Origin of the sequence: Aeromonas sp. QDB20 (assembly GCF_027707805.1) — a bacterium.
Lineage (GTDB): Bacteria > Pseudomonadota > Gammaproteobacteria > Enterobacterales > Aeromonadaceae > Aeromonas > Aeromonas dhakensis.
The window spans coordinates 16,281-42,651 of record NZ_JAPCJC010000025.1 but is presented as its reverse complement, the minus strand read 5'-3'; the positions used below and the strand labels follow the sequence as shown (position 1 = coordinate 42,651).

25 protein-coding genes are annotated in these 26,371 nt (G+C 63.5%); 10 read left to right on the top strand and 15 right to left on the bottom strand.

Features of this window, described 5'->3' with window-relative positions:
• Positions 1-51: 51 nt before the first annotated feature.
• Positions 52-528, top strand: coding sequence for a ricin-type beta-trefoil lectin domain protein (locus tag PG897_RS19805; RefSeq protein WP_301952230.1), 477 nt, complete (start codon positions 52-54; stop codon positions 526-528).
• A 14-nt stretch (positions 529-542) separates the two neighbouring features.
• Positions 543-1,067, top strand: a complete 525-nt coding sequence (locus PG897_RS19800; protein ID WP_017766490.1) for an RICIN domain-containing protein — start codon at positions 543-545, stop codon at positions 1,065-1,067.
• A 71-nt stretch (positions 1,068-1,138) separates the two neighbouring features.
• Here PG897_RS19800 and PG897_RS19795 read toward each other — a convergent pair whose 3' ends face one another.
• A complete protein-coding gene (locus PG897_RS19795; RefSeq protein ID WP_201882049.1) occupies positions 1,139-2,476 on the bottom strand; it encodes an MFS transporter in 1,338 nt (445 codons plus the stop codon).
• Between the two features lie 314 nt (positions 2,477-2,790).
• Here PG897_RS19795 and PG897_RS19790 point away from each other — a divergent pair, with 314 nt between their 5' ends.
• From PG897_RS19790 to PG897_RS19780, 3 genes are read left to right on the top strand one after another with little or no spacing between them, the layout of a single operon-like run.
• Positions 2,791-4,050 (top strand): ABC transporter substrate-binding protein, encoded by a 1,260-nt coding sequence (locus PG897_RS19790; protein ID WP_005307083.1) that lies wholly within the window; start codon positions 2,791-2,793, stop codon positions 4,048-4,050.
• Positions 4,047-6,482: an ATP-binding protein gene (locus PG897_RS19785; protein ID WP_201882051.1), complete on the top strand. Its 2,436-nt coding sequence runs from the start codon at positions 4,047-4,049 to the stop codon at positions 6,480-6,482. Before PG897_RS19790 ends, PG897_RS19785 begins: the two co-directional genes overlap by 4 nt.
• Entirely contained in the window at positions 6,466-7,743 is a 1,278-nt protein-coding gene (locus PG897_RS19780; protein WP_201882053.1) for a sigma-54-dependent transcriptional regulator, read from the top strand. Before PG897_RS19785 ends, PG897_RS19780 begins: the two co-directional genes overlap by 17 nt.
• A gap of 81 nt (positions 7,744-7,824) precedes the next feature.
• Here PG897_RS19780 and PG897_RS19775 read toward each other — a convergent pair whose 3' ends face one another.
• From PG897_RS19775 to PG897_RS19740, 8 genes are all read right to left on the bottom strand, one after another.
• Positions 7,825-8,637, bottom strand: coding sequence for a Cof-type HAD-IIB family hydrolase (locus PG897_RS19775; protein WP_017783517.1), 813 nt, complete (start codon positions 8,635-8,637; stop codon positions 7,825-7,827).
• Between the two features lie 93 nt (positions 8,638-8,730).
• Positions 8,731-9,771 carry an alpha/beta fold hydrolase gene (locus PG897_RS19770; protein WP_201882054.1) on the bottom strand — a complete coding sequence of 347 codons (1,041 nt, stop codon included), beginning with the start codon at positions 9,769-9,771 and terminating at the stop codon, positions 8,731-8,733.
• Entirely contained in the window at positions 9,768-10,430 is a 663-nt protein-coding gene (locus PG897_RS19765) for a CatB-related O-acetyltransferase (protein ID WP_270829287.1), read from the bottom strand. The genes PG897_RS19770 and PG897_RS19765 overlap by 4 nt, the downstream gene beginning before the upstream one ends.
• Before the next feature lie 2 nt (positions 10,431-10,432).
• The gene (gene trmH / locus PG897_RS19760; protein ID WP_201882058.1) at positions 10,433-11,173 is read right to left on the bottom strand and encodes a tRNA (guanosine(18)-2'-O)-methyltransferase TrmH; all 741 of its coding nucleotides are present in this window, start codon (positions 11,171-11,173) and stop codon (positions 10,433-10,435) included.
• A 118-nt stretch (positions 11,174-11,291) separates the two neighbouring features.
• The gene (gene spoT / locus PG897_RS19755) at positions 11,292-13,409 is read right to left on the bottom strand and encodes a bifunctional GTP diphosphokinase/guanosine-3',5'-bis pyrophosphate 3'-pyrophosphohydrolase (RefSeq protein ID WP_005307064.1); all 2,118 of its coding nucleotides are present in this window, start codon (positions 13,407-13,409) and stop codon (positions 11,292-11,294) included.
• Positions 13,410-13,546: 137 nt separating this feature from the next.
• Positions 13,547-13,822: a DNA-directed RNA polymerase subunit omega gene (rpoZ, locus tag PG897_RS19750; protein WP_005307060.1), complete on the bottom strand. Its 276-nt coding sequence runs from the start codon at positions 13,820-13,822 to the stop codon at positions 13,547-13,549.
• 79 nt (positions 13,823-13,901) lie between these two features.
• Positions 13,902-14,528: a guanylate kinase gene (gene gmk, locus PG897_RS19745; RefSeq protein WP_017766485.1), complete on the bottom strand. Its 627-nt coding sequence runs from the start codon at positions 14,526-14,528 to the stop codon at positions 13,902-13,904.
• A 304-nt stretch (positions 14,529-14,832) separates the two neighbouring features.
• Positions 14,833-15,888 (bottom strand): glycosyltransferase family 9 protein, encoded by a 1,056-nt coding sequence (locus PG897_RS19740; protein WP_201882060.1) that lies wholly within the window; start codon positions 15,886-15,888, stop codon positions 14,833-14,835.
• Positions 15,889-16,043: 155 nt separating this feature from the next.
• Here PG897_RS19740 and PG897_RS19735 point away from each other — a divergent pair, with 155 nt between their 5' ends.
• Both PG897_RS19735 and PG897_RS19730 read left to right on the top strand, forming a co-directional pair.
• Complete coding sequence (locus tag PG897_RS19735; RefSeq protein ID WP_026141425.1) at positions 16,044-16,757, top strand: 3-deoxy-D-manno-octulosonic acid kinase; 714 nt, start codon at positions 16,044-16,046, stop codon at positions 16,755-16,757.
• A gap of 70 nt (positions 16,758-16,827) precedes the next feature.
• Positions 16,828-17,691, top strand: a complete 864-nt coding sequence (locus PG897_RS19730; RefSeq protein ID WP_010635641.1) for a GGDEF domain-containing protein — start codon at positions 16,828-16,830, stop codon at positions 17,689-17,691.
• A gap of 7 nt (positions 17,692-17,698) precedes the next feature.
• Here PG897_RS19730 and PG897_RS19725 read toward each other — a convergent pair whose 3' ends face one another.
• Positions 17,699-18,553: a DMT family transporter gene (locus PG897_RS19725; RefSeq protein WP_017766481.1), complete on the bottom strand. Its 855-nt coding sequence runs from the start codon at positions 18,551-18,553 to the stop codon at positions 17,699-17,701.
• Between the two features lie 43 nt (positions 18,554-18,596).
• Between PG897_RS19725 and PG897_RS19720 the strand changes: the two genes are divergently transcribed.
• Positions 18,597-19,055: a DUF6314 family protein gene (locus tag PG897_RS19720; protein WP_117405688.1), complete on the top strand. Its 459-nt coding sequence runs from the start codon at positions 18,597-18,599 to the stop codon at positions 19,053-19,055.
• 135 nt (positions 19,056-19,190) lie between these two features.
• On the opposite strand, the gene PG897_RS19715 is transcribed toward PG897_RS19720, so the two are convergent.
• Positions 19,191-19,352 carry a hypothetical protein gene (locus PG897_RS19715; protein ID WP_005307030.1) on the bottom strand — a complete coding sequence of 54 codons (162 nt, stop codon included), beginning with the start codon at positions 19,350-19,352 and terminating at the stop codon, positions 19,191-19,193.
• Positions 19,337-20,236, bottom strand: a complete 900-nt coding sequence (locus PG897_RS19710) for a DMT family transporter (protein ID WP_010635645.1) — start codon at positions 20,234-20,236, stop codon at positions 19,337-19,339. Before PG897_RS19710 ends, PG897_RS19715 begins: the two co-directional genes overlap by 16 nt.
• Before the next feature lie 91 nt (positions 20,237-20,327).
• On the opposite strand from PG897_RS19710, the gene PG897_RS19705 reads away from it, so the two are divergent.
• On the top strand, positions 20,328-21,302 hold the full coding sequence (locus PG897_RS19705) for a LysR family transcriptional regulator (RefSeq protein ID WP_201882062.1): 975 nt from the start codon (positions 20,328-20,330) through the stop codon (positions 21,300-21,302).
• Here the strand turns inward: PG897_RS19705 and trpS are convergent.
• Together trpS and PG897_RS19695 are read right to left on the bottom strand one after the other, a co-directional pair.
• On the bottom strand, positions 21,281-22,294 hold the full coding sequence (trpS, locus tag PG897_RS19700) for a tryptophan--tRNA ligase (RefSeq protein WP_010635647.1): 1,014 nt from the start codon (positions 22,292-22,294) through the stop codon (positions 21,281-21,283). The genes PG897_RS19705 and trpS overlap by 22 nt on opposite strands.
• 191 nt (positions 22,295-22,485) lie before the next feature.
• Entirely contained in the window at positions 22,486-22,920 is a 435-nt protein-coding gene (locus PG897_RS19695) for a universal stress protein (RefSeq protein WP_010635648.1), read from the bottom strand.
• Between the two features lie 436 nt (positions 22,921-23,356).
• Here PG897_RS19695 and fabV point away from each other — a divergent pair, with 436 nt between their 5' ends.
• The gene (gene fabV / locus PG897_RS19690; RefSeq protein ID WP_201882064.1) at positions 23,357-24,544 is read left to right on the top strand and encodes an enoyl-ACP reductase FabV; all 1,188 of its coding nucleotides are present in this window, start codon (positions 23,357-23,359) and stop codon (positions 24,542-24,544) included.
• An 18-nt stretch (positions 24,545-24,562) separates the two neighbouring features.
• Here the strand turns inward: fabV and PG897_RS19685 are convergent, their stop codons facing one another.
• A complete protein-coding gene (locus PG897_RS19685) occupies positions 24,563-26,353 on the bottom strand; it encodes a GGDEF domain-containing protein (RefSeq protein ID WP_201882088.1) in 1,791 nt (596 codons plus the stop codon).
• Positions 26,354-26,371: the final 18 nt, after the last annotated feature.

The following is a 26,371-nucleotide window of genomic DNA, read 5'->3' as shown; positions in this document are numbered from 1 at the left end:
CAGCTGGAGTCCTTGGTGACCGGATGTCACAGACCTCTTTCAGGCTTTTTTATGAATAACAAAATCTCGATTTTCTCCTGCAGACCCGCAGTCATGGCCGCCCTGCTGCTGGGCGGTTGTACCCTCAAGCCGCCGATGGATGAGGTGATGAACTCCATGGTCTCTCAATCGCAGAGCGAGTCTGCCTCCTCCCTCTTGCTGACCTACAACGGCTTCTGTGTCGGTGTTGCCGGGCAGCAGGCTGTCACCCAGGTATGCGGTGGCAAAGACTCCAGGTCGTTTGAGTGGGCGCTGGGAGAGCTGAAGATGCAGGAGACATGCCTGCAGGCCAGAAGCGGCAATGAACTGATCCTGGCTCCCTGCGATGGTCATGCCCAGTGGGTGTGGCGGGAGGACAAGCTGTTCAACAACAAGGCCTCCCGTTGTCTGGATGTCGCGGGGCGGCGTCACACCCCGAATACGCCCTTGCGTTTGGCAGAGTGCTATGGTGGTGCCAATCAGAGCTTCCTGGTCGGGGGGATTGAGTGATGCGTCCATCTCCTTTGATTGCCGCCTGTCTCTCGCTTTCGCTGGGAGGGTGCCAGAGTCTGGACTCTTCGGATTTTCTGCTGGGGGCCGTGGTGATCGGTGCCATAGGTGCTGCCGCCTACTACGACCACAAGCAGGAGAAGAAGGAAGCCCGCAAGCGAGAAGAGTCGGGGGGCCAGTTGCTGGCAGCCAATGGCAAATGCCTCGACATTGCCGGTGGCGTGCGCAATGGCAACCAGTTGCAGCTTTGGGACTGCAACGGCGGAGAGAACCAGCGCTTTCGTCTGGATGGCAAGGCGGTGAAGGTCGGCGGCAAGTGCCTGGATGTGGCCGGCGGCGATCGCGACACCGGGGCCAGGGTAATCGCCTGGGATTGTCATGGCGGCAGCAATCAGCAGTGGCGCTGGGAGCGGGATCGGCTGGTCAGCCGCAGCAGCCACCTCTGTCTGGATGTATCCAAGGATGGCAGTGCCAATGGTACTCCCCTGATCCTCTGGCAGTGCCATGGGGGCGACAACCAGCGCTTTCGAAGAAAGTAACCCCGGATTGCCAATGCCAGTCAGCATCAACTGACTGGCATTGTTTTTTGGCGTGTCCCGGTGAACGGGGATCAGTAGTTGACGACTTTTTTGGCGCTCCACACCGTCATGGCGAGCAGCATGGAGACCACGGAGGCACCGAGCCAGAAGTACTGGGCACTGCTGAAGTCATAGTGGGTCACGCCGTCGATCTCGCTGGTCTTGATCAGGGCCGCAGAGACCAGCTCCTGGATGGAGGCGGCGATGTAGGAGCAGAGGCCGATGAAGCCTTTCACGGCACCGACCGCCGTCTTGGGCATCAGGTCGCAGGCGGTCAGGCCGGCCAGGAACACCACCAGACCACCGATGGCGTAGCCGATCAGGGCCAGCGCGACGGCATCCATCATGCGGCTCTGCGGGCCCCAGAACATCAGGCACATGCCGGCCACGTTGGCCAACCCGTACAGCAGGGTGGGGATGTGGCGGTTGGCGTTGAATACCTTGTCGGAGATGATCCCGGCCAGGATGGCGCCGAGGAAGCCGGCGATGGGGTAGGCCGACATGGCGAAACCGGCGTCGATCAGGCTGTAGCCCTTCTGCTCCTGCAGGTAGAGCACGGCCCAGGAGCTCATGGCGTAGCGGGACATGTACATGCAGGCGCAGGCGGCGGCGATGAGCCAGACGACGGGCTGCTTGAGTACGAACAACTGGGCGCGGCGGATTTCGGCCGGATCCACCTTCTTGGCGATCTCGGGGGCTTCACCAAAGGCGACGGCCGGCTCCGGCAGGGCGTAGGTCTGCGGGCGATCCTTCAGCACCAGATACATGCACAGGGCGGCGATCAGGGAGGCGATGCCGGCGCCGATGAAACCGGCCTTCCAGCCGAAGTAGCTGACGATGGTGGCGGTCAGGATCCAGGAGATGCCTTCCCCTATGTTGCGCGAGCCACCCCAGACCGAGTAGACCGAACCCCGCTGCTTGGGGGAGAACCACTGGAAGATGGAGACGCAGGAGGGGGCGGAGCCGACGGACTGGAACCAGCCGTTCAGGCCCCACATCAGCACCAGGAAGAAGGTGGCGGTGTTCATGCCCATCAGAATGGTACAGATGGACGAGAGCCCCAGCGAGACCGACATGAAGCGGCCTATGTTGGCGTAGTCGGAGAGGAAGCCGTTGGAGAACTTGCCGACGGCATAGGTGAACAGGAAGGCGGAGCCGATGACCCCCAGCTCCTCCAGGGTCACCACGCCGGAGTCCAGCATGGGTTTCTTGACCACGTTGAGGCTCATGCGCACGACATAGAACATGGCATAGCCCAGTACCAGCCCCAGGAAGACCTGCCACTGGTACTTGCGGTAAATCGAGCGGATTTTATCGGGCGAGGCATCCATGACCGGCAGGTCGGCTCGCGTCTTGAAGAAGTTGAACATGGGGTTCTCCGTTTCTATTTTGGCAGCATGGTTTCAGAGGGAGCTCTGATAGCGGCTGCCATCATATGAAGGGAGAAATTCAGTCGGCAAAAAGCCGGATATGGGTCAACTCTGACTCAATCATGGGAAAACCATGAGTCAAAAATGACATATTTGAACTGTCCTATTGATATTCGATGAATAACAATAGCCGCGTGCCGAGGCATAATGAGTCAGAACTGGCTCATCCTCGTGAAAATAAAAATTACGGCATGTGCCGAATATTAGATGTACTGCACATATTCCTGAATTAACGCGCGAGTCGACCGATAGTCATGCACCTCTTTTGCCGCCGGCTGGCCCTGTTCATGGGCAGCGTTTTGTTGCCATTCAGCACCCTGCAGGCCGCTTCACTGACGGTGCTCACCTCGTTTTCGGAGGCGCCGGTCAAGGCGGTGATCGAGGGCTTTGCCGAACAATATCCCGGGATCCGGGTCGAAGTTATTTATCGGCGCACCATTCCCTCCCTGCGCTTATTAACGGAGGCCGATGCACCGCAAGTCGATATTATCATGTCCTCTTCGCCGACTTTTTTTAACACGCTGGACAAAGCCGGTTTGTTGGCGGCTTTGCCAAATGAAACTATGCCGCCCAAATGGCTCGCTCCCCATACTCTGGGGCTGGGCAATAAAGTGGCCGTGGTCGGTTATTCCAGCAGTGGCATCATGTATAACCGCCATTATCTGGCCAAATATCAGCTGCCGCAGCCCACCAGTTGGCAGCAACTGGCGTCCCCGCTCTTCATGGGGCACGTGATGATGAGCTCCCCCTCCCAGTCCGGCACCACCCACATGATGGTGGAGAGCGTGCTGCAGCAATATGGCTGGCAGCAGGGCTGGGCCCTGCTGATGCGCCTGGGTGGCAACCTGTCGGCCATCACGGCGCGCAGCTTCGGGGTGAGCGACGGCATCAGCCGCGGTCTGGCGGGGGCCGGCCCGGTGATCGACAGCTACGCCCTCACCAGCCAGGCCCGCTTCGATCACGTCGGCTTCAACATCATGCCGGACTCGGTGATCCTGCCGACCTACCTGGGGGTACCCCGTCGCTCGGACAATCCGCACAGTGGCGCCCTCTTCATCCAGTACCTGCTCTCCGACAAGGGGCAGGGGATCCTCGCCACACCCGGCATGGCCAAGGCCACGCTGAGCCAGCCCGGGCTGGCCAGGCAGACCCGCTACGTCACCGACAAGACGCTGCTCTATCGACGGGCAGGCCTGCTCAAGGCCCTGTTCGAGCAGGCCATCACCCAGCAGCTGCCCAGGCTGAAGATGACCTGGCAGGGGATCAACGGGTTGAATACCCATGGCGAGCCCTGGCGGGTTGCACTGCTGGAACAGGCTGTCGCCAAGGCGAGCATGCCGCCGCTGAGCGAGCAGGAGGCGCAGGATCCGGCCCTGCTGGCGCTGTTTGACGGCCTCTATGACCGGGAGCAGGGCAATCCGCAGGCGGAGCGGGTGATGCACCAGTGGCGCCAGGCGACCGAGGCGCGCCTGAACGAGGCGCAGCGGCTGGTCGAACAGGCGGCCAGGCCATGAGCCGGCTGGGGCACCTGCTGGCCATGCCGCGCAGCCTGGGGCGGCGGCTCATCCTCGCCTTCGTGGCCATCACCGCCCTGACCGGCGCCATGGGCATGGCCGCCTATGTGATGTGGGATCGGCTGGGCCGGCAGATCCACCTCATCGTGGAGGAGAGCCTGCCCGCCATCGACAACGCCTATCAGCTGGAGCGGGCCAGTTCCCGCCTGTTGCTGTTGCTGGCCCAGCTGCGCGACACCCGGGATCCGGTGCAGTACCAGCGCCTCTCCCACGCGGTGTCGACCACCCTGCGGGACATCCAGCGCGCCTACCGGCTGGGCACCCCGGGGGATCAGGAGACACCCTCGCAACGCCAGGCGTTCGGGGAGCTGAGCGCGCTGGTGGCGGATCACGGGCGCTACCTCAAGCAGCAGATCGAGCACGCCGAAACCCTGCAGCAACTGCAAAAGCGCAGCAACTGGCTGCATCAGGATCTGGTGGATGATGCCGCCCCTCTGCTGCAGGAGGTGGAGTGGCACCTGACCGGCATGGTGGCAAGCCCGGACGACATGAGCGAGTTTGGCAACGTCATCAAGGAGTTCTCCGCCCTGCAGGATCTCACCTTCAAGGAGAACGAGCTGCAGTCCCTGGTCGGCGAGGTGATCGCCCAGCGTTATCAGCAGGATCTGGAGAGCGCCTTCCTGTTCATCGGCTACAAGATCGACGAGATAGACGAGCTGACCTCGCGGCTAGCAGAGTACCCCTCGACCGTGAGCTACCGCCAGATCCTGCAGGACATCATCACCCTGGTGAAGCCGGACGGCCCGCTGCACCGGCTGCTGCTGGCGGATGTGCAGACCCATCAGCAGCTGACGGCCCTGCGCCCCCGGCTGGACGACGCCGTGTCGCGCTATCACCAGAAGGTCAGCCTGATGGTGAGCGACGCCAACCGCTCCCTCAGCGCGCTGGGGGAGGACAGCAGCCAGCAGGTGGCGACCGGCAAGCTGGTGATCCTGGTGGTGCTGGCGCTCACCCTGCTGCTCAGCATCTTCGTGCTGGTGGTGCTGATCGGCCGCCGGCTGATCAAGCGGCTCGACCTGCTGGGGCAGGAGCTGGACAGGGTCGCGGTAGGCCGGCTGGACGTGCCGGTCAGCACCTGCGGCCGGGACGAGATCGGCCGACTGGGCGACAGTTTGCGCCACTTCAGCCAGCAGTTGCAGCAGATGGAGCGGGCCAATGCCCTCAACCTTATCAACAACACCCAGGCCTGCCTTATCACCTGCCATCCGGATGGCACCATAGAGTCGGTCAACCCGAGCGCGCTCACCCTGTTCCGGCAGACCGGCGTCGAGCCGGGCCGGCCGTTGTGGCAGGCCTTTCCGGCAGCGGCGAGGGCGATGCTGGCGGAGCAGTTCGGGGCGGACCAGCCGCTGCACCGGCTCGGCCACAGCGAGTGCACCCTGGCCTGCGATCAGGACGAGACGCCCCGTTTCCTGCATCTCAACCTGCGCCGCTTCGAACAGGGGCGCGGGTACAGATTCATCATCACCATCACGGATGTCACCCGCCAGGAGCTGACGGCCAGGGAGCTCGGCCTGCGGGTGGCGGAGCGTACCCGCGAGCTGACCGAGAACAACCGGCTGCTGGCGGAGGAAGTGGTGCAGCGCCAGCAGGCGGAGCGCACCCTGTTGCAGACCCAGGATGAGCTGATCCAGGCGGCCAAGATGGCGGTGGTGGGGCAGGCGATGACCAGCCTGGCCCACGAGCTGAACCAGCCGCTGTCGGCGATGATGACCTACCTCTACACCAGCCGGGCGGCCCTCGCCGCCGGTCAGCTGCAGGCGCTGGACCAGGACCTGGGCAAGCTCGACAAGCTGGGGCGGCGCATGAGCCGCATCATCAATGCGCTGCGCCATTTCGCCCGCAAGTCGCCGGCGGAGGAGGTGCGGGTCCGGCTCGAGCTGGGGACGCTGGCCGAACAGGCCATGTTGCTGCTGGAGACGCGGGCGAAACGCGATGGCTGCACCCTCTGCAACGAGTTGCCGGAGGGGCTCTGGCTCGAGACCGACCCCGTGCTGCTGGAGCAGGTGCTGGTCAATCTGCTGGTAAACGGGCTGGACGCGGTGGCCGGGCTGGCGCGGCGGGAGATCCGGTTGCAGTTGCTGGAACGAAGCGAGGCCCGGCTGCGACTGGCGGTGGTCGACAGCGGTGCCGGCTTTGGCGAGGCGATCCTGCCCAGGCTGTTCACCCCCTTCACTACCTCCAAGGAGGTTGGACTGGGGTTGGGGCTGACCATCTGCCGTTCCCTGCTGGCCCGCTGCGGCGGCGAGATCATGCTGGGCTCGGCGCTGACTGGCGGCGCCATGGTGATAGTGGAATTGGCGGCGGTCGACCCTGCCGGGTCGATCGCCCATCAGAACGAGGAGAGTGCCATCTATGCTGTTGCCCGCTAACCGTCCCGCCAACGTGCTGCTGGTGGACGATGACGAGGACGTGCTGGAATCCTATTGCCACCTGTTGCGGCTCTCCGGCTACCAGCCGAGGGCGACCACCTCCCCCCACGAGGCACTGGAGCTGCTGGCCGGCCAGTGGCCCGGGGTGCTGGTCTCTGACATCTACATGCCCGCCATGAACGGCATGGAGCTGTTGGCCCGGGTGCACGAGATAGATGCCGAGATCCCGGTCATCATGATCACCGGCCATGGCGACATCCCGCTGGCGGTGAAGGCGGTGAAACAGGGGGCGTTCGACTTTCTGGAGAAACCGCTTCATCCCCAGGATTTGCTGGGCCTGCTGGAGCGGGCCTGCCAGCAGCGCAGCGCCGTGCTGGCGCGGCGCAGCGAGATCCAGGCGACGGTGGATGACGAACTGATCGGCACCAGCCCGCAGATAGTGGCGATCCGCGGCCAGCTCAACCAGCTGGCGCAGACCGACAAGGATCTGCTGCTGGAGGGGCCGGCCGGTTCTGGCCGCCACACCCTGGCCCGGCTGCTGCACAGGATCAGCGCCCGGCGGGAGCAGACCTTCCAGCTGCACGACTGCGGGTCGGCACCCAGTCTGGCCGAGGTGCAGGCCAGCCTGGCGCAGGCCGATCAGGGCACGCTGGTGCTGCAATCCCCGGCCCGCCTGAGTGCCGGCTGCCAGCGCTGGCTCGGCAACCACCTGCTGGATCAGGAGCGCAAGGGAGGCAAGTCGCTGCGCACCATAGCGCTGTTCGAGGAGTCGCCGGAGGCGCTGGTGGAGCGCCAGCAGCTGATGCCTGAGCTCTACTACTTCCTCTCCCAGGTGCGGCTCAGGCTGCCGCGGCTGGTGGAGCGCAGCTGCGACATCATTCCCCTGTTCCGGGCCTTTCTGCGACAGGGCTGCAAGCGCATCGGCCGGCCGGTGCCGGCGGTGGATCGCGCCTATCTGGAGACGCTCAAGCGGCATCAGTGGCCCGGCAATCTGCGTGGACTGCGCAACGTGGCCGAGCTCTATGCGGTGGGGATCGTCAAGCTGGCCGGTGCGGAGCGGGCCATGCCGCTGGCCAGCGGCAAGGAGCCGCTGGACGATCTGGTGGAGGAGTTCGAGCGGCGGGTGATCGAGGATACCCTGTTCCTCTTCTCCGGCCGGGTGACCGACGCCGCCCAGTACCTCGGCATCCCGCGCAAGAAGCTCTACTTGCGCATGAAGAAGCACCAGCTCGACAAGGAGCAGTTCAAGCCGGCCACCTGAGGGGCTGCCGGCCTGTTCGTTTGGAGGATTATCCGGGCGGGAGCACGCCATGAGCCGCAGCGTGGCTCATGGCGCCTTGTCTCAGGCGACGTCAACGCCCTGCAGAGCGAACAGCTGCTCCAGATAGACGGCGACGCCGTCCTCGTCGGAGCTCAGGGTCTGCTCGTGGTTGGCCAGCGCCAGCTTGAGCCGGTCGTGGGCATTGCCCATCACCACGCCGCGGCCGACCATGCTCAGCATCTCGAAGTCGTTCATGCCATCGCCGAAGGCCACCGCCTGGGACATCTCCAGCCCGTGCTGCTCCAGCACGGCGCGCACCGCATTGCCCTTGTGCACCCCGGCGTGCATCACCTCGAGACAGTCCGGCAGGGAGAAGGTGACGTTGAGCCGATCACCATAACGCTGGTTCAGCTCTGCCTCTATCTGCAGCAGCTTCTCGTGCTCGCCGATGTAAAACACCTTGTTGACCTTGTCCAGCGGGTGGCTGGCGAGATCGGTCAGGCGATAGCTGAAGCCGGATTCATGATGGAACTGCAGCAGCCAGGGCATCTCCTCTTCCACCAGCCACTCGTCGCCGTAGTAGAGGTTGATGTGGATGGAGGGGTCGCGCTCCAGCGCGATCAGCTCGGCCGCCACGCTGTCCGGCAGGGCCTGGTTGAAGATCAGCTGATCCTGCTTGTCGTGCACCACGGCGCCATTGGAGGTGATGAGATAGATGTCGAGCCCGAGCGTGTCGCGGATGCTGCGCACATCCACATGGTGACGGCCGGTGGCCACCACGAACTTGACTCCCTGATCCACCAGGCGGTGCAGGGTATCGCGGGTGCGGGGGGAGATCTGGTGCTGCCCGTTGAGCAGGGTGCCATCGAGATCAGATACAACGACCTTATACATCATCACCTCGGGGTTACGAATGAAAGCGGGAGCAGTGTACAGCAACCGCTCCCGCGACCCCATTTATTTAGGGATACAAAAAATAACCAGCCGCTAGTAGCGCGCGAAGAAGGCCAGGGTGGCGTTGAGCGCGGCCTGGCGCTGGGGATCGGCCTCCATGAACAGCTCGTGCCAGGCCCCTTCGATGCGCAGCGGCTTGCCTCCCTCGCAACGAGCGAGCGCGCAGAAGGCATCCTGCGCCGCGTTGTCCACCACGCTGTCGTCACCAGCCTGCAGCAGCAGCAGCGGCGTCTTGATGGCGCCGGCCCCGGCCACGGCGGCGTCCGCCCCCGTCAGCCCCTGATAGATCCAGTGGGCGGTGGCGCCCCCCAGCTTGATCTGCGGGCGCTGCTCATAGAGCTCGCGGAAGGCCTGATAGCGGGCTTCGCTGTGGCTCAGACCGTTGTCAGCAAAGGCGTGGCTCTCGTACGGGCCCTGACCCGGGCCGTAGGGAGGCTCGCCCAGCCAGCCGCCGACCGTGCCTATGGTGGCCGCCAGCCCCTTGGCCAGCCCCTTGGGCAGGCCGCCCAGGTTGATGCCCATCATGGGGGAGGAGAGCACGGCCGCCTCGATGTCACCGGGCCAGCGCTCCAGATAGCGGGCCGAGATGGCGCCGCCCATGGAGTGGGCCAGCAGGAACAGCTTGGCGGGTTGGTCCTGGGCGATCACCTCGTCATGAAACTGCTTGAGATCGAGCACATAATCGTCGAACTGGTCGACATATCCCTTCTCCGGGTCGGTCAGCAGCCGATCGGACAAGCCCTGGCCGCGGTGGTCGATGAGGTAGAGGCTGTAGCCCTGACGCCACAGATCCCAGGCCAGCTCCTGATACTTTAGGTAGCTTTCGACCCGGCCGTTGACGATGAGGATGGCGCGATCGACCTTGGCCTGGCGCAGGGCGGCATAGCGGATGGTGACGCCATCTTTGCCCTTGAAGGCGCTCTCGACGGCGTGCTGGCGCCAGAAGTCTGGCAGCGTCTGCTGATGGAGGGTGGCGACGTCGGCTTCCGGCGTCAGCTGATAGGGATTGTTCACGGCGAGGGCTCCGGCAGAAAACAGGGTCAGGGCCAGCAGGGCGGGCGACATCAGCTTCATGATGCCGACTCTTGCTGCCAGTGCTGGTAAAGCCCCTCGATATCGCCCGAGCAGAGCAGCGGCATGGCCACCTGCAGGCGTGGCAGCGGCCAGTCCCACCACCGCATCTCCTGCAGCAGGGCAATCTGCTCATCGCTGAAGCGGCGACGGATCGGCTTGGCCGGGTTGCCGCCGACTATGGTGTAGGGCTCCACATCCCGGGTGACCACGGCGCGAGTGGCGATGACGGCACCATCGCCTATGGTGATGCCGGGCATGATCATGGCTTCCGAGCCGATCCAGACGTCATTGCCGACCCGGGTATCCCCCTTGCGCTGGAAGCCACTCTGCACCCCGTCGCCAAAGGTGGCCGGATCGAACGGGAAGGTGGATACCCACTCCATGCGATGGCCCTGATTGCCCGCCAGCAGGAAGGTGGCACCCGAGCCGATGGAGCAGAACCTGCCGATGAGCAGGCGATCCACCTCGCCCCAGATGCCGCTCTCCCAGGTCTCCCGAGTCGAGCCGTCACCCAGCAGATAGCGTATGCAGTGATCCTCGAACGTCTTGCCATGGTAGTAGCCGGAGTAGTAGCTGTAGTCGCCCGCCTCGATATTGGGGTTGCTGAGATGATCCCGTATTACCTGGGACTCCAGCCAGCTGCCAAAGGGACTATTCATTATTATTGCTCCTGTAATTGCTCCTGTAATTGCTCATCTTGCTGTGCTGCCCAGCCTTTGCGGGTCAGCTGCATCTGCTGCCACCACTGCTCGTCAGCCAGGATCTCACCGGCCGGGCCGAGCTGGGGATAGGGCATCTCCTTCTCCTTGCAGAGCTGGGCATATATGGGATAGCCCCCCTCGAACAGTATGCTGTTCTGCTCTTCCAGGCTTAAGGGGCAGCCGCGTTGATAACAGCCGGCCAGCTCGCGTTGGCGCTGGGCCTCGTAGAGGATGGCGGCGGCGGCCACCGAGACGTTGAGGGACTGCACCATGCCCACCATGGGGATGACGATATGGTGATCGGCCAGGGCCAGCGCCTCTTCGCCGATGCCGTGCTTCTCCTGGCCCACCAGGATGGCGGTGGGTTTGGTGTAGTCGATGGCGCGAAAATCCACCGAGCTGTCGGAGAGGTGGGTCGCCAGGATCTGCATGCCGGAGGCCTTGAGCTCGGCCACCGCGCTGCCGATGTCCGGGTGCAGCTTCACGTCCACCCAGTTCTGGCTGCCGCGGGCGGTACCCTTGCGCTTGTGGATCCAGCTCTTGGGCCAGACCGCGTGCACCCGGTGGATGCCGATGGCATCGGCGGTGCGCACGATGGCGGCCAGGTTGTGCGGCTTGTGGACCTCTTCCATGCAGACGGTCAGATCGAGCTGGCGCTGGGCCAGCATGTCGGAAATTCGTTTGAAGCGTTCAGGTGTCATGTCAGTTTCTATCGGGTGAGGCTGGTGCGCGCATCGCTTGCATGCACAGGGTCAAATCGGGCCGGCGCCGGGCCAGCATGTCTCTTGAAAAGCAGCAGGCGGCTTGCGCCGCCTGTGTTCAGTTTTTCTGCCGGCTCACCTTGAGCACGTTCGGCATCACCCGGATCTTGCGCATGATGTTGGCGAGGTGGATCCGGCTCTTGGTGGTGATGAGCAGGGTGACCAGATAGACCCGGCCATCCTTCTCTTCGGTGCTGATGGCGTGAATGTTGGCGCCGGTGGCGGCAATCACGTTGGCCAGCTCCGCCAGGGCGCCCTGGTGGTTAACGATCTCGATGCTGATGCCGGTACGGAACTCCTGTTCCTGCTCCTTGTCCACTTCCCACTGCACCGGCAGGTACTTGTCCGGCTCCTTGCTGTAGCCCTTGATGTTGCGGCAGGCTTCCTGGTGGATCACCAGCCCCTTGCCCGGGCTGATGTGGGCGATGATGGCGTCCCCCGGGATGGGGCGGCAGCAGTTGGCAAAGGTGACCAGCATGCCGTCGGCACCCTTGATCGGCATCTTCTTGCTGCTGGACTTGGGCTGCTCTTCCGGCGGCAGTTCATCCCCCAGCATGCGGCGCGCCACCATCACGCTCATGGCGTTGCCAAGGCCCACGTCGGCCAACAGGCCCTGCAGGTTCTCGTGCTTGGTGTCGGCCAGCACCTGCTTGATGCGAGGCTCGGGGATGTCTTCGATGTTCTTGGCGCCGAGTGCATGGTTGAGCAGGCGGCGACCCAGCACCACCGACTCCTCGGTGCGCAGGTTCTTGAGGAACTGGCGGATCTTGGAGCGGGCCTTGGTGGTCACCACGAAGTTGAGCCAGGCCGCGTTCGGGCGGGCCCCCGGTGCCGTGATGATCTCCACCGTCTGGCCGGAGTGCAGCGGGCTGCTCAGCGGATAGGGGTGGCGGTCGACCCGCGAGCCGACGCAGGCGTGGCCGATGTCGGTGTGCACCGTGTAGGCGAAGTCCACCGGAGTGGCCCCGGCGGGCAGCTCCATGATGCGCCCTTCCGGCGTGAACACGTAGATCTCGTCGGGGAAGAGGTCGGTCTTGACCCCCTCGATGAATTCAAAGGAGCTGCCGGCGCTCTGCTGCAGCTCGAGCAGGCTCTGCATCCAGCGCTGGGCGCGGATCTGGGCCGTGGTACCCGAGCTGTCGCCATCCTGCTTGTAGGCCCAGTGGGCGGCGACGCCCTTGTCGGCCATCTGATCCATGAATTCGGTGCGGATCTGCACCTCCACCGGTACCCCGTGCGGCCCCACCAGGGAGGTGTGCAACGACTGGTAGCCGTTGGTCTTGGGGATGGCGATGTAATCCTTGAAGCGGCCGGGGCGGGGCTTGTAGAGACTGTGCATCTGGCCCAGCACCCGGTAACAGGTATCTATGTCCTTCACCCTCACGCGAAAGGCGTAGATATCCATTACCTCATGAAATTGCAGCTCTTTTTTCTCCATCTTGTTGTAGATGGAGAACAGGTTCTTCTCGCGGCCGCTGACCTGGGATTCGATGCCTGCTTCCCGCAGCCGGCCTTCAATCTCGCTCTGGATGGAGTCGATGATTTCGCGGCGATTGCCGCGGGCGCGGCGCACCGATTCGCGCAACACCCGCGAGCGCATGGGGTAGAGCGCCTCGAAGCCCAGCTCTTCCAGCTCGTTCTTCATGGTGTGAATACCGAGGCGGTTGGCGATGGGGGCGAAGATCTCGAGGGTTTCCCGGGCGATGCGGCGGCGCTTGTCCGGCCGTAGCGAGCCCAGGGTACGCATGTTGTGGGTGCGGTCGGCCAGCTTGATCAGGATGACCCGGATATCCTGGGTCATGGCCATCACCATCTTGCGGAAGTTCTCGGCCTGGGCCTCCTTGCGATCGCGAAACTTCAGCTTGTCGAGCTTGGAGACGCCTGATACCAGCTCGGCAACGGCATCGCCAAACAGTTCGGCCAGGTCGGCCTTGGTGACAGGAGTATCTTCGATGACGTCGTGCAGCACGGCGGCCATCAGGGTTTCATGATCGAGGCGCATGTCGCCGAGAATGCGGGCAACGGCAACCGGGTGGGTGATGTAGGGCTCGCCGCTGGAACGCATCTGTCCCTGGTGAGCATCACGGGCCACCACATAGGCTTGCCTGAGCTTCTCCACCTGCTCGGGTGGCAGGTAGGAACTGGCTATTTCTTTAAGATTTTCAAATAAATACAAGACAGTCCCCGCAGCGGTGAAACGGCAATCCGTGGATATAGAGGGTATAGTCCTGAGTTTGCGAGGTTTTCGAGCGGTTGTAAATGGGGGAGAACAGTCGGCACCCGGGCGGGCGCCGACTATAGGAAACAGCTGACTTAGCCGCGACCTTCGGCGATGGCGGCAACGGCAGCCAGCTCGGCGGCTTCCTGCTCTTGCTGCTCGTAACGGTCCTGGGTATCCATTACCTGGTTGTTCACCAGACCCAGTTCGATCTCACGCAGGGCGATCACGGTCGGCTTGTCGTTCTCTTCGTCAACCAGGGGATCTTTGCCTTGAACCGCGATTTGGCGGGCGCGGCGTGCGGCGACCAGCACCAGGTCAAAACGGTTACCTACCTGTTTTACAGCATCTTCTACAGTAACGCGTGCCATGCAGGACTCCAGTGTTTGGGCTTTCTCGGTTTAAAAAAGCGGTGTTTAAAAATGACGCAAAAGTTTACTTGTTTTTGGCCTATTCTGCCAGTAGCTGTTGCAGCAAGTTTTGTTGGGCCTGCTGCTGCTGGCGCAATTCCAGCCGTTGGCACTCGATGATGGCCCTGAGCTGGAACAGCGCCTGCTCAAAGTCTTCGTTGATGATGACATAGTCATACTCGTCGTAGTGCACCATTTCGGCAATGGCTTTATCCATCCGGCCCTTGATCACCTCTGCACTGTCCTGGCCGCGGCCGATCAGGCGACGCTCCAGCTCTTCGCGGCTGGGGGGCAGGATGAAGATGGATTTGGTCGGCATCTGCTCGCGGATCTGGCGGGCTCCCTGCCAGTCGATGTCGAGGAAGACGTCGATGCCCTGCGCCAGGCAGGCTTCGATGGCGGCGCGGGAGGTGCCGTAGTAGTTGCCGAACACCTCGGCCCACTCCAGAAAGTCGCCACGCTCGATCAGCGCCTTGAACTCTTCCACCTTGACGAAGTGGTAGTGCACCCCGTGCTCTTCACCGGGACGGGTGGCGCGGGTGGTGTGGGAGACCGACAGCTGCATCTTGCCTGCGCTGTTGTGCTGGGTCAGCAAGGCATTGAGCAGGCTGGATTTACCCGCTCCGCTCGGGGAGGAGATGATATAGAGAGTGCCTTGTTGCGCCATGTCTGTACCTTTAATCTAAACCCGTGTTTTGGTTGTAGCAGAGGCCGCCGTCTTGTGCCCGAAAGGGAGACAGCCAAATCCGAAACGCGGAAAATTCTTGAAGAAGAGGGATGTAAAGGCGGCGAATTTTAACAGAAGGCAGCGGATAAAAAAACGGCCGGAATCATATTCCAGCCGATCAAAGTATTCGTAGCTTGCTGCGGGAGCGTAACCCACATCAGCCCTCATTCTGCCTGCCGTTGCCGGGGCGGGCCAGCAGATTATCCCTGCCGCTGGCTTCGGGATTTCCGAGTTGCGCGCATCATCAGCGCGGCAGTTGGCGCTCGGCGCAGAGCCGGTCGAAGGCGGCGATGACCCGTTCGCTGGTGATTTTGCCCATGGCGTCCGGATCCTTGAGGCGGGTGCGCCAGCCAAGCTTGGCCAGCGGCTTGCCGGTCTCCTGCTCAATCAGCTCCTGATAGACGCTGACCGCGTAGTCGCGGCACAGATAGGGGCCGGTACGATCCGGGTTGTGATGGGCATAGAGGCCGAGCACCGGCGTACCCACCAGGGTGGCCATGTGAGCCGGGCCGGTATCGGGAGCCAGCACCAGGCTGGCCTCCTTGATCAGCGCCAGCAGTTGCTTGAGGTTGGTCTGCCCCACCAGATCCACCGGCTTGCTGTGGCTTAAGCGCTGAATGTTGGCAGCCAGTTCCCGCTCCAGCTTGGCCGGCCCGCCACACAGATAGACCTGAAACCCCTTGAGGGCGGCGTGATCCGCCAGTGCGGCATAGCCGGCGGCAGTCCAGTTCTTGAAGGCCTTGCTGGCGGCGGCGCAGATGAGCAGAGTCGGCTTGCCGCCGATCTTCTCCTTCGCCCAGGCCTGGTGCTCGGCGCTGATGGGCAGTTGCCAGTCCGGGGTCAGATCCTGGATGCCGAGCTCTTTGGCAAAGGCGAGAAAGCCGTCCAGCACGTGGGGTGAAGCGGGTGAGGGCACGGGATGGTTGGTGAACAGCCACTGGCCGTCGCTGGCCCGCTCCCGATCAAACCCGAGTTTGACTTTAGCCTTGATGCCGAGGGTGGCGATGCTGGCCCGCATGGCCGCCTGCAGGTGGAGCAGGGCATCGAACCTGCGCCCCTTGAGGGCCTGCCAGAGCTCGCGATAGCCGCGCCAGCCCTTGCTCTTGTCGAAGGGGATGACCTCGACCCCAGGCAGATCGGCAAACAGGGTCGCCTCAATCTTGCCGGTGATCCAGGTGATGCGGGTCTGGGGCCAGGCACGCTGGATGACGCGCACCAGCGCCAGCGCGTGGCAGCAATCCCCGATGGCGGAGAGCCGCAGGATGCAGATGGAGGAGGGCGGCGTTTGGAACAGCGGCATGATGTGGCGCAACGATGGCAAAATGGATGGATGGCATTATGCAAACTCCCCTGTGGATTGTAAAATTGCGCACGACTGGCAGCCGGCCCCACCGGGCCCCTGTTGCCCTGGCCCTGAGCGCCAACCCGTAGCGATGACCGACCGGAATGACCAAGATGCAAATTCAGACCGAACACAACCAGATCTGCTGGTATGCCGAAGGGGCGTTTCGCGACCCTTCTCCTGAGCTGTTTGATCCGGCCTGGTGGCAGAACAACCGGCAGGTGGTGGGTACCTCCATCGGCCGCGGTGTGACCTGGTTCGTGAAGGATGAATCCCGCCACCTGGTGCTGCGTCACTACTATCGCGGCGGCATGGTGGGCAAGGTGGTGCGGGATCGCTTCTGGTTCGAGGGAGTGGAGTCTAGCCGGGCCATGGCCGAATACAGCCTGCTGGCCAAGTTGAGCGCCCAGGGGTTGCCGGTGCCGCGCCCGTTTGCCGCCCGCATGGCCAAACAGGGCCCCTTCTACCGGGCCGACATCCTGATCGAGCGCATCCGCGGCGCCAAGGATCTGGTCGCCCTGCTCAAGCAGGGGCCGATCGCCGGCGAGGTGTGGCACAAGGTGGGCCAGACGGTGCGCCAGTTGCACGACGCCGGGGTCTATCACGCCGATCTCAACAGCCACAACCTGTTGCTCGACAAGGAGGGCAAGGTGTGGGTGATCGACTTCGACAAGGGGGCCATCCGCTCGCCCGGCAACTGGCAGCAGGCCAACCTGGAACGCTTGCTGCGCTCCTTCAACAAGGAGTCCCAGCTGCATACCAGTTTTCACTTCGTACCGGAGAACTGGCAGGCCCTGATGAACGGCTATCAAGGAAAAGCGAGCTGACCCTGTTGCTCGGCGCGAGAGCCAATGTTACTTATTGAGAAGGTCTTCAGATTCGGTGTCGAGGCGCTCGATGGACATGCTCAAGGCTCCCCTCAGGGAGGCAATTACCCGGTTTGATCTGGCGCTGATGGCGGATGCCATCGCCTTGCTGGAGGCAGGGCTCTGGAGCTGGAGTCCGCAGCAGGGCGTGCAGCGAGATCTCTCCTGTCTGCGGCTACTGGGATTGAACGAAGCCGGTCTGGATGATCTCGGCTGGCTGGAGCGGGTGCACCCCGACGATCTGGGGAGCCTGCAGGAGGCGCAACTGGCCTGCCAGAGCGGGCGGGTGGCCCAGATCCGGCTCGAATACCGGATCCTGCATCACGATGGCCACTATGTTCGGCTGGAAGAGCGGGCCAGGCGCGATGTCCACGGCCAGGTGCTGGGGGTGGTGCGTCTGCTCGAACCGCAGGCAGTGCAGGTGGAGGAGCGGCACGGTACCGATCCCCTCACCGGGCTGGAGAGCCGCAGCCGCTTCGAACAGCTGCTCGATGAGCGGCTGGCCAGCGCGAGCGGCAGTTTCAGCCTGCTGCAATTCACCGTCGATCACAGAGCCAAGATCCAGCAGCTGTTTGGCGAGGCGGCCTGCGACGCCATGCTGGCCAAGCTGGCCCGCATCGTGCGCCACGAACTGCGGCGGGAAGATCCCTTCGCCCGCTGGGACGAAGACGGCTTCATCCTGATGCTCTCCCAGACCGACCGACTGAGCGGCCTCGAGATTGCCGAGCGACTGCGGATGGAGATCGCCGATGCCAGCCTGTTGCCGCAACGGCCGGTGACCGTCAGCATCGGGCTGGTGCAGAGTCAGGCCGGCGAGCAGATCGATCACCTGCTGGCCCGGCTGGCCACCTGTCACGGTCAGGCCAGACGGGAGCACAACACAGTCGTTGGCTGATTTTTAGTCAGCGCTCACTTACCCCATGACGCTGGCATACCCAGAGGGAGGCCAGCATCAGCAGGCCGCCCAGGCTGAGCCTGAGCAGGTCGGTATCCTTGCCCCACAGCACTAGGTTGACCAGAAGACCCGCCGGGATCAGGGCGTTGTTCATGATGGCCAGCACGCCGCTGCTGACCTGGGTCGCCCCCTTGTTCCACAGGAAGTAACCAAGGCCCGAGGCACCGATCCCCAGCCACAGCAATATGCCCCACTGCAGGGCGCTGGTGGGGTATTGCGGTGTGCCGAGCAGCCACCAGGCGGGCAGGGCCACGGCCAGGGCGCCCAGATAGAAGCAGCCGAACACCGCCAGTTGCGGCGGTTGCTGTTCCTCCCGTGCCAGCAGTACCTTGTAGCCCACCTGACCCAGGGCGAAGCAGACGTTGGCACCCTGCACCACCAGGAAGCCCAGCACGTAGCTTTCGGTCAGCCCGTCGAAGCGGATGACGGCCGCCCCCAGCACCGCCAGCAGTGCTCCCCACAGATAGATCGGCTTGAAGCGCCGCTCCAGCAGATCGTGGATCAGGGTGACGTAGATGGGGGTGAAGATGGTGAACACCAGCACTTCCGGCACCGTCAGCAGCAGGAAGGAGTGGTAATAGAACAGATACATGATGCCGAGCTGGGTGGCACCGAGGGCCATCAGCTTGGCCACCAGGTCGGGCCGCAGCCAGCGGCGGCGCAGGAAGGGCAGGAACACCAGGCTGGCGAGCACGATGCGGGTCAGCACCGAGAAGTAGGCATCCACCTGGCCGGCGAGATAGACCCCGATCAGGCTGAAGGAGAATGACCAGAGCAGGGTAACCCCTATCAAGTAGTTCATGTGGTTGATTTGTCGTCAGTTGTCAATTTTGAAGGGGGCTATGATGGCCGAGAAGGAAGCCGTGATCCAGCGTTTATGGCGCCAGTTGCCACAGATCGGAGCATTTGCCTTTAGCGCGAGCAACGGGGCAGGATCCGCCACCGACTGGAGTGGCAGCGGCGAGGGGGAGGTGGTGGTGACCGATCACCAGGGCGGCTGGTTGTTTGTCGAGACGGGTCGCTACACCACGCCCCATGGCCGGGTGCTGACCATGCACAACCGTTTCTGGTGGCAGCGCGGCGAGCAGGGGATCCGCCTCTCTCATCTGCGCTATGAACAGCCGGTGGTGCTGTTCGAGCTGCTGCCCCAGGCCGATGGTCGCTGGCTCACTGCCGAACCCCATCTGTGTGGCCAGGATCACTACAGCGCCGAGCTGACGCCGGCCGAGGGCGGTTTTCTGCTCGGCTGGCAGATCACAGGGCCGCGCAAGAACGAGCGGCTGAGTTATCGCTATCTGGGGTGATGGGACGGCAAGGCCGCCAGGCGGGCATAAAAAAACCGGCGCAGAGCGCCGGTAGAGGGGACAAATCGGAGGTTTTTTTAAAACGGTCCCAAAAACAGGAGAGATACACTCTCGTCACACATTCAGAAACAGACCTCAGGCGCTCAACGCATAGCTCAGCATGGCTTGCAGCTTGCTGTCGAAGAACCAGGGCAGCAGCACCATCAACAGCCCGAGCAGACCCACCAGCCGCTGGCGATACTGCCAGCCGGCGATCACCACCAGGCCGCCGCAGAGCGTGGTCAGGATGCCTGACATAGGGCAGCCTCCCGCTGGACGCGGCGCTGCTGGGCCCACTGGTTGAGGGCGACCGAGCCCAGGATCAGGGCCAGTGCCACGCCGGTGGTGGACTGGATCTGCTCGCCGAGGAACAGGGCACCCAGCATGACGCCGAACAGCGGCACCAGGTAGTTGCTGAAGGAGGCGAAGGTCGGGCCCGCCTTCTGGATCAGCGCCATGTAGAGGAAGTAGACCAGACCGGTACAGAACACCCCGAGCACCGCGACGGCGCCGATGGCCTGCTGGCTCGGCAGGGTGAGCGCGCTCAGATCGGTGACGAACGGTGCGGCCAGCAGCAGCTGGATGGCCGAGGAGATCAGGATGTTGCGTGCCACGACCACCGGGTGGTCCTTGGCGAAGCGCTTGATCATCAGCAGGCCGATGGCGAAGCAGCTGGCACCGAACAGGATGGCCATGGCGCCGAGCAGGCCGGCATTCATCCCGCTGGCCAGTTTCGGCCAGAACAGCACCAGTACGCCGACGAAGCCGATGATCACGGAGACGAGACCGCCCTTGGTGATTTTTTCACCGGAAACCAACAAGGGTGCCATCAGGATGGTGACAAACGGGATACAACCCATTACCACGGCGGCGATGGCGCTATCCACATACTGTTGACCCCAGGCCACCATGATGAAGGGCAGGGTGGCATCGAGCAGGGCGATCAACATGTAGGTACGCCACGGGGTGTGCTCGCTCTTGAGACGCATGAACAGGCAGAGCAGACCCAGGGTCAGGCTGCCACACAAGGCGCGACCGGCTGCCACCATGATGGGGGGCAATTCGGTCACGGCCTGATGCATGAAAATGAACTGGGAGCCCCACAACAGGCCAATCGCCAGCAACAACAGATAGCTACGCATTTTAATCTCCGATGTAATTCGCCTGCGCATTCTATGCAATCTGCTACTATGCCAAAAATGAATTGTCGTCATCCAACCATGGTCAATATCGATGGAACTGCCCCTTTCCCGCCTCGACCTCAACCTGCTCACCGTGTTCGACATGCTGATGCAGGAGCGCAACGTCACCCGTGCCGCCGAGCGGCTGCACCTCTCCCAGTCCACCGTCAGTCATGCGCTGGGGCGGCTGCGAACGGCGCTGGACGATCCCCTGTTCGTGATGAGCCGGCGCGAGATGATGCCGACCGAGCGCGCCAAGGCGCTGGCTGGCCCGGTGCGCCAGGCGCTGGCCATGCTGGAGCAGGGGTTGCGGCAGGCGAAGGGGTTCGATCCCGCCAGTGCGCGGCGGATCTTTCGTATCGCCACCCCGGGTTCGGTGGAACACGGCCTGGTGCCGGCGCTGGTGGAGCGGTTGCACCGGCATGCCCCTCACTGCCGGCTGGAGGTGTGCGAGCTGGCCAATAGCGACTACGAGCGGGAGCTGGAGAAGGGGGAGCTGGATCTGGTGATCGGTTTCGCCGATGCCAACCACCTCTCGCCCCGGCTGTGGCGCGAGCCCTGGTTCAACAACCCGCTGGTCTGTCTGTCGCCCCTTGGCTGCGAGCTGCCGGACGTGCTGGGGCCGGATGATCTGGTCAGCCGGCCCCACATCCACACCTCCAGCTGGGGCCATAGCCAGGCCATGGTGGATCTCTGGCTGGCTCGCTTCGGGGTGGAGCGGGAATTGGGTGTCCGCCTGCCGAGCTTTATGGCGGTGCCGCCGCTGATGGCCACCGGCCGCTATCTGGTGGTGGTGCCAGAGATGATCGGGCGCCACTTCTGCCGCTACTACCCGCTGCGGCTGCACCAGCTGGACCCCGCCATCCCCATCGTCTATCTGATGGCGGGCCACCCGCTCACCGCCCATGACGAGGCGATCGGCTGGTTCAAGGGGCTGTTGCACCGGCTGGCGTTCGAGCGCTACGGGGCGGATGCGCTCGGTAGCCCGGCGCAGCGCGGGGCGGATCAGTTCAATCCGGCGAAGTAGTCGAGCCCCATCGCCCCCTTCACCTCGGCCAGCACCTCGTCGGTCAGGGCGCGCGCCTGCTCGGTGCCCTGCTGCAACAGGCGCAGCAGCTGGCGCTTGTCGGCGATGGCCGCCTCGCGCCGTTCCCGCATCGGGGCGAGCAGGGTCTGCAGGCAGTCATTGAGCACCTGCTTGCAGCGCATGTCCCCCAGCCCGCCGCGCTGATAATGGGCCTTCATCTCGGCCACCAGCGCCTTGTCGGGGTGGAAGGCATCCAGATAGGCGAACACCGTATTGCCCTCCACTTGACCCGGATCGCTCACCTTGAGGTGGTTGGGGTCGGTATACATGGCGAACACCGCCTGCTTGATCTCGTCGCTCGACATGCCGAGCTCTATGGTGTTGCCGAGGGACTTGGACATCTTGGCCTTGCCGTCGATGCCGGGCAGGCGGCCGGTGTCGCTCAGAATGGGCTGGCACTCGGTCAGCACCTCCTTGCCAACCAGAGAGTTGAAGCGGCGCACTATCTCGTTGGTCTGCTCCAACATGGGCAGCTGATCCTCGCCCACCGGCACATGGGTGGCGCGAAAGGCGGTGATGTCGGCGGCCTGGCTGACCGGATAGATCAGGAAGCCGGCCGGCAGGCTGCGCTCGAACCCTTTCTGCTGGATCTCCGCCTTGACGGTGGGGTTGCGCTCCAGCCGGGCGACGCTGACCAGGTTGAGGTAATAGGTCGTCAGCTCGGCGAGGGCGGGCAGGGCGCTCTGCAGGCAGAAGGTGGTTTTGGCCGGATCGAGGCCGGCGGCCAGGTAGTCGGCCATCACTTCCAGCACGTGATCGGTCACCTTGGCCGGGTTGTGGCCGTTGTCGGTCAGCGCCTGCAGATCGGCGATCATCACGAACTGGCGGTAATGGTGCTGGGCGGCCACGCGCTGGCGCAGCGAGCCGACGTAGTGGCCGATGTGCAGTTTGCCGGTGGGACGGTCGCCGGTCAGGATAACGGGGTTGTGCATGTCACTCTCTCCAGTTGGGTGAGCCGGGAGGCGACAAAGGGATGAAAACAATGACCGCCTCTCGGCGGTCACGGTGTTTTCTTTGGGAAATTTTACATAGAAAAGCAGTGCCGCCTGTTTAAGAGCAGCACCACCAGTAGTTGTGATTGAACGAGGTCATATTCATGGCAAATCAAACTACGCCTGTTCGGTTACTTCTGCAAGGGGACGACCAGCAGATCGCAGGGCACGGTATTCATCAGCTGGCGCGCACTTGAGGTGAGCAGGCTCCAGAAGCTCTGGCGGTGGCCGCACACCAGCAGGTCGATCTGATAATCCCTGACCGCCTGGTTGACCCGCTCGCTCAAATCGCCGCAGATCACCAGCTTCTTCTCGATGGGGTAGTCCACCGACGCCAGGAAGGCTTCCAGCTTCTCTTTCGCCTCGGCGATCACCTGGTCCTGCACGTTGTCGATGTCGATATCGATCATCTCGGTGTAGAGATCCTTGAGGTCCACATCGACATGGATCACCGACAGCTTGGCGCCGTTGGAGCGGGCCCGGTCGACCGCCTTCTCGATCACCTTGCGGTTGTCTTCCGACAGGTCGATCGCGGCCAGTATGTGTTTGTAATAGGTTCCATTCATGGGAGTTCTCCTCACTGATCCTGAGTCCACTATACCAATGTCTGCTGAAACTAAAATGGTGTCCCCGGCACAGTTTTGGGATTTTAAAGAGTTTCCTATGGAGCTTACTGTCGATGATGGGCAATAAACTGGCGATAAATCGAACAGGAGTTTGAAGCAGGTCACACCTGCCGGCTTGCCCGTAGCCGGTGACAGGCATAGGATGTGCCCGTGTTTCGCAATGAACACAAAACAACAAAAAGCATCTGAATACCGCTTTGGGGAGCCTCGCGCTCCCTTTTGTTTTTCTGCCCTCTTCCCGCCGATATTCCGCCCGACATCAAGGTAATCCTGCCCCGCTTGGTTATGCTGTAGCCAGTTCCCTTGGCAAACCGTGGCGCGCCGCTGCGTTCCACGGCCGTTCCTGCTGTCGTGTTCCTTTCCCGGAGACTCCTTGATGATCATTCATCCACAAATCCAGGGCTGCGTCGCCCGCAACTGTCACCCCATCGGCTGCCGCGCCGCCGTGCTGCAGCAGATCGCGCGGATCCGGGCGGCGGGCCCGTTCAACGGGCCGAAACGGGTGCTGGTGCTGGGCGCTTCGTCCGGCTTCGGGCTGGCGTCGCGCATCGCCCTGGCCTTCGGGGCCGGCGCCGACACCATTGGCGTGTCGTTCGAGCGCGGCCCCTCCGACAAGGGGCTGGGCAGCGCCGGCTGGTACAACAACATCTGGTTTCGCACGGAGGCGGAACAGGCTGGCCGCGTGGCCATCAACCTGATCGGTGACGCTTTCTCAGACCAGATGCGTCAGCAGGCCATCGACGTCATCCGCCAGCAGCTCGGACAGGTGGATCTGGTGATCTACTCGTTGGCGAGCGGCATCCGGGTGCTGCCGGACGGCACGCAAGTGCGCTCCGTGCTCAAGACCACCGGCCAGCCCTTTCGCGGCTGGGGGCTGGATCTGGAACAGGACACACTGGTGCAGCAGTCGCTGGATCCGGCCACCCCGGAGGAGATCCGCGACACCGTCAGCGTGATGGGGGGCGAGGATTGGCAGCTCTGGTTGCAGGCGCTGCAGCAGGCGGATTGCTTGGCGCCCGGCGCCCAGACGGTGGCCTACTCCTATATCGGCCCCGAATCGACCTATCCCCTCTATCGGGACGGCACCATCGGCTATGCCAAGGAGCACCTGCACGCCACCGCCGAGACCATCAACCTGCAGCTGGCGGAGATCGGCGGCCACGCCTGGGTGTCGGTCTGCAAGGCGCTGGTGACCAAGGCGAGCGCCTATATTCCGGTGCTGCCTGTCTATCTGGGCTTGTTGATGGGGGTGATGAAGGAGCGCGGGGTACACGAGGGCTGCATCGAGCAGATGCAGCGGTTGTTCGCCAGCAAAATGTACGGCCCGCAAGGGGTGGTGGCTGACGGCAACCGGCTGATCCGGATGGATGACCACGAGCTCGACCCGGCCGTGCAGGCCGCCATCTCGGCGCTCTGGTCCAAGGTGACGCCGGACAACTTCCACGCGCTGGGGGATTTTGCCGGGCTGCGGCAGGACTTCATGCAGCTCAACGGCTTCGAGCTGGCGGGGGTGGACTATGGCGAGCCCGTGGATGTCGCCTCCCTCAGCGAGCTGCAGCCCTGAGTCAGGGGAGGCTGCGGCTCAGGCCACGCTGCTGGCCAGTGCCTCCGGTTCTTCGGGGCTGCCAGGCTCCGCGGCCAGTATGGTCTGGTTGCGGCCCTGGCGCTTGGCCTGATACATGGCCATGTCGGCCCGGTGGATGAGCTGGCCCAGCCCGTCATCGGTGGCCGAGCGGCCGGCCACCCCGATGCTGATGGTCATGCGCGGCTGTTCGATCTGGCCGATGCGCTGGCGCAGTTGCTCTGCCAGATACCAGCAATCCGCCGCCGGCAGCGGCACCGCTACCAGAAACTCCTCGCCACCCCAGCGCCCCACCAGCTGCTGGTCGGGCGCCCAGGATCTCAGCTCCCGCGCCAACCGCTGAATAGCTCTGTCCCCCGCCTGATGGCCGTGACGGTCGTTGATCTGCTTGAAGTGATCGATGTCGATGATGATCAGGGTGAGCGGCCCCTCCTGCTGCCAGCGGCTGGCCAGCCGCTCCAGCAGGGCACGGCGATTGGGCAGCTCGGTCAGCTGATCGAAGGTGGCCAGCTTGTAGAGGTGGCGTGAGCTGCGGTGCAGCCGATGGGTGGTGAGTCCGAGCAGCAGCAGGGCTCCTGCCAGCAGGCCGACCAGCATCAGCTGGTAGTGGCGGGCACTCTGCTGATGCAGCAGCTGCTGGCGCTTGTTCTCATTCTCCTGCTGCAGCACCCGGTTGCTGGCCTCGCTGCGGGCCAGATCCATCTCGGCCTGGAAGGCGGCGGCATGCTGGCTCAGGGTCTGGTTGAAGTGCTGCTTGTAGTCGCTCACGTATTCGCTGAGTGCCTGGTAGGCCTCCGGGTAGCGCCCCTGATCCGCCAGCAGGCTGGCCTGCAGCGCCTTGCTGGCGGCTCCCGTGCTCCCCTGGCTGGTCAGCACCTGCAGCGCCAGCTGTTTCTCGCCGCTACCCTGCAGCGCCCGGGCCCGGGTCTCCTGCAGGCGCGTGCCGGCTTCCGGGTAGCCCAGCTGCCGATACAACGCCTGTGCCTCGTCCAGGGTGCGCAGGGCGCCGGCCCAGTCGTGCTGGGCGTTGAGCGCCATGGCCTGATAGCCGAGGATGATGGCTCGGTAATCCGGCGCCAGCTCCGGGTTGCTGAGCAGGTTGTCCAGCAGCCGCCTGGCCTGGGCGGGTCGATCGGTATCGATATAGAGCCGCGCCATGTTGGCGCGGATGATGATCTGGCTGTTGGGTTCGCCCAGCTGCACCATGCGTTGCAGCGCCTCCAGATAGTAGCCTTCGGCTTCCCGCGCCAGGTTCAGATCGGCATAGAGGTTGCCGAGGGTCATCAGCAGGCGGGCACACTGCAGGCTGGCGATAGGGGAGTCCGGTACCGATTGTTTGAGGCGAAAGGCGGTCTTGAGTTCGGCGATGGCCGGGCTTAGTTGCTGGGTGCGGTAGAGGGCGAGCCCGTTCAGGGCGTGCCACTCCGAGGTCTGTTGCGGATGGCCGGCAACGGCGGGTCTGAGCTGCTCCAGCAGGGTGAGCGCCTGATCCGGCGCCTCGGTGTCCAGGGTGAGGGCGATCTGCTGCAAGCGAAAGTCGAGCAGGCGCAGGGTCTCCTGCTGGGCGCTGGCCAGCCCGCGGGCCCGGGCGTTGTCGAGCAGGGCCTGTGGATAGCGGCCAAGGGCTGCTTGGGCCAGGGACCTGGCGTAGAACAGTTCCATATCCTGCTGGGGACTGGCGTCGAGGCGCTGCAGATAGCCGACGGGATCGCGCGCCGCCTGCAATTCAGCCTCTTTCAGCAAGGAGGGAGCTGCCTGCAACTGGGTCATCCAGAGCAGCGCCAGTGCCATTATGAATCTCATTGAATC

What these genes read in the sequence shown, in the direction of transcription:
- PG897_RS19775 (WP_017783517.1), bottom strand. Translation starts at nt 8,637, where the DNA reads ATGTATAAGGTCGTTGTATCTGATCTCGATGGCACCCTGCTCAACGGG.
- gmk (WP_017766485.1), bottom strand. Translation starts at nt 14,528, where the DNA reads ATGGCGCAACAAGGCACTCTCTATATCATCTCCTCCCCGAGCGGAGCG.
- PG897_RS19785 (WP_201882051.1), top strand. Translation starts at nt 4,047, where the DNA reads ATGAGCCGGCTGGGGCACCTGCTGGCCATGCCGCGCAGCCTGGGGCGG.
- trmH (WP_201882058.1), bottom strand. Translation starts at nt 11,173, where the DNA reads ATGACACCTGAACGCTTCAAACGAATTTCCGACATGCTGGCCCAGCGC.
- PG897_RS19725 (WP_017766481.1), bottom strand. Translation starts at nt 18,553, where the DNA reads ATGAACTACTTGATAGGGGTTACCCTGCTCTGGTCATTCTCCTTCAGC.
- PG897_RS19735 (WP_026141425.1), top strand. Translation starts at nt 16,044, where the DNA reads ATGCAAATTCAGACCGAACACAACCAGATCTGCTGGTATGCCGAAGGG.
- PG897_RS19765 (WP_270829287.1), bottom strand. Translation starts at nt 10,430, where the DNA reads ATGAATAGTCCCTTTGGCAGCTGGCTGGAGTCCCAGGTAATACGGGAT.
- PG897_RS19780 (WP_201882053.1), top strand. Translation starts at nt 6,466, where the DNA reads ATGCTGTTGCCCGCTAACCGTCCCGCCAACGTGCTGCTGGTGGACGAT.
- PG897_RS19705 (WP_201882062.1), top strand. Translation starts at nt 20,328, where the DNA reads ATGGAACTGCCCCTTTCCCGCCTCGACCTCAACCTGCTCACCGTGTTC.
- PG897_RS19720 (WP_117405688.1), top strand. Translation starts at nt 18,597, where the DNA reads ATGGCCGAGAAGGAAGCCGTGATCCAGCGTTTATGGCGCCAGTTGCCA.
- PG897_RS19715 (WP_005307030.1), bottom strand. Translation starts at nt 19,352, where the DNA reads ATGTCAGGCATCCTGACCACGCTCTGCGGCGGCCTGGTGGTGATCGCC.
- PG897_RS19805 (WP_301952230.1), top strand. Translation starts at nt 52, where the DNA reads ATGAATAACAAAATCTCGATTTTCTCCTGCAGACCCGCAGTCATGGCC.
- PG897_RS19770 (WP_201882054.1), bottom strand. Translation starts at nt 9,771, where the DNA reads ATGAAGCTGATGTCGCCCGCCCTGCTGGCCCTGACCCTGTTTTCTGCC.
- fabV (WP_201882064.1), top strand. Translation starts at nt 23,357, where the DNA reads ATGATCATTCATCCACAAATCCAGGGCTGCGTCGCCCGCAACTGTCAC.
- PG897_RS19695 (WP_010635648.1), bottom strand. Translation starts at nt 22,920, where the DNA reads ATGAATGGAACCTATTACAAACACATACTGGCCGCGATCGACCTGTCG.
- PG897_RS19685 (WP_201882088.1), bottom strand. Translation starts at nt 26,353, where the DNA reads ATGGCACTGGCGCTGCTCTGGATGACCCAGTTGCAGGCAGCTCCCTCC.
- trpS (WP_010635647.1), bottom strand. Translation starts at nt 22,294, where the DNA reads ATGCACAACCCCGTTATCCTGACCGGCGACCGTCCCACCGGCAAACTG.
- rpoZ (WP_005307060.1), bottom strand. Translation starts at nt 13,822, where the DNA reads ATGGCACGCGTTACTGTAGAAGATGCTGTAAAACAGGTAGGTAACCGT.
- PG897_RS19710 (WP_010635645.1), bottom strand. Translation starts at nt 20,236, where the DNA reads ATGCGTAGCTATCTGTTGTTGCTGGCGATTGGCCTGTTGTGGGGCTCC.
- PG897_RS19790 (WP_005307083.1), top strand. Translation starts at nt 2,791, where the DNA reads ATGCACCTCTTTTGCCGCCGGCTGGCCCTGTTCATGGGCAGCGTTTTG.
- PG897_RS19730 (WP_010635641.1), top strand. Translation starts at nt 16,828, where the DNA reads ATGGACATGCTCAAGGCTCCCCTCAGGGAGGCAATTACCCGGTTTGAT.
- PG897_RS19795 (WP_201882049.1), bottom strand. Translation starts at nt 2,476, where the DNA reads ATGTTCAACTTCTTCAAGACGCGAGCCGACCTGCCGGTCATGGATGCC.
- PG897_RS19740 (WP_201882060.1), bottom strand. Translation starts at nt 15,888, where the DNA reads ATGCCGCTGTTCCAAACGCCGCCCTCCTCCATCTGCATCCTGCGGCTC.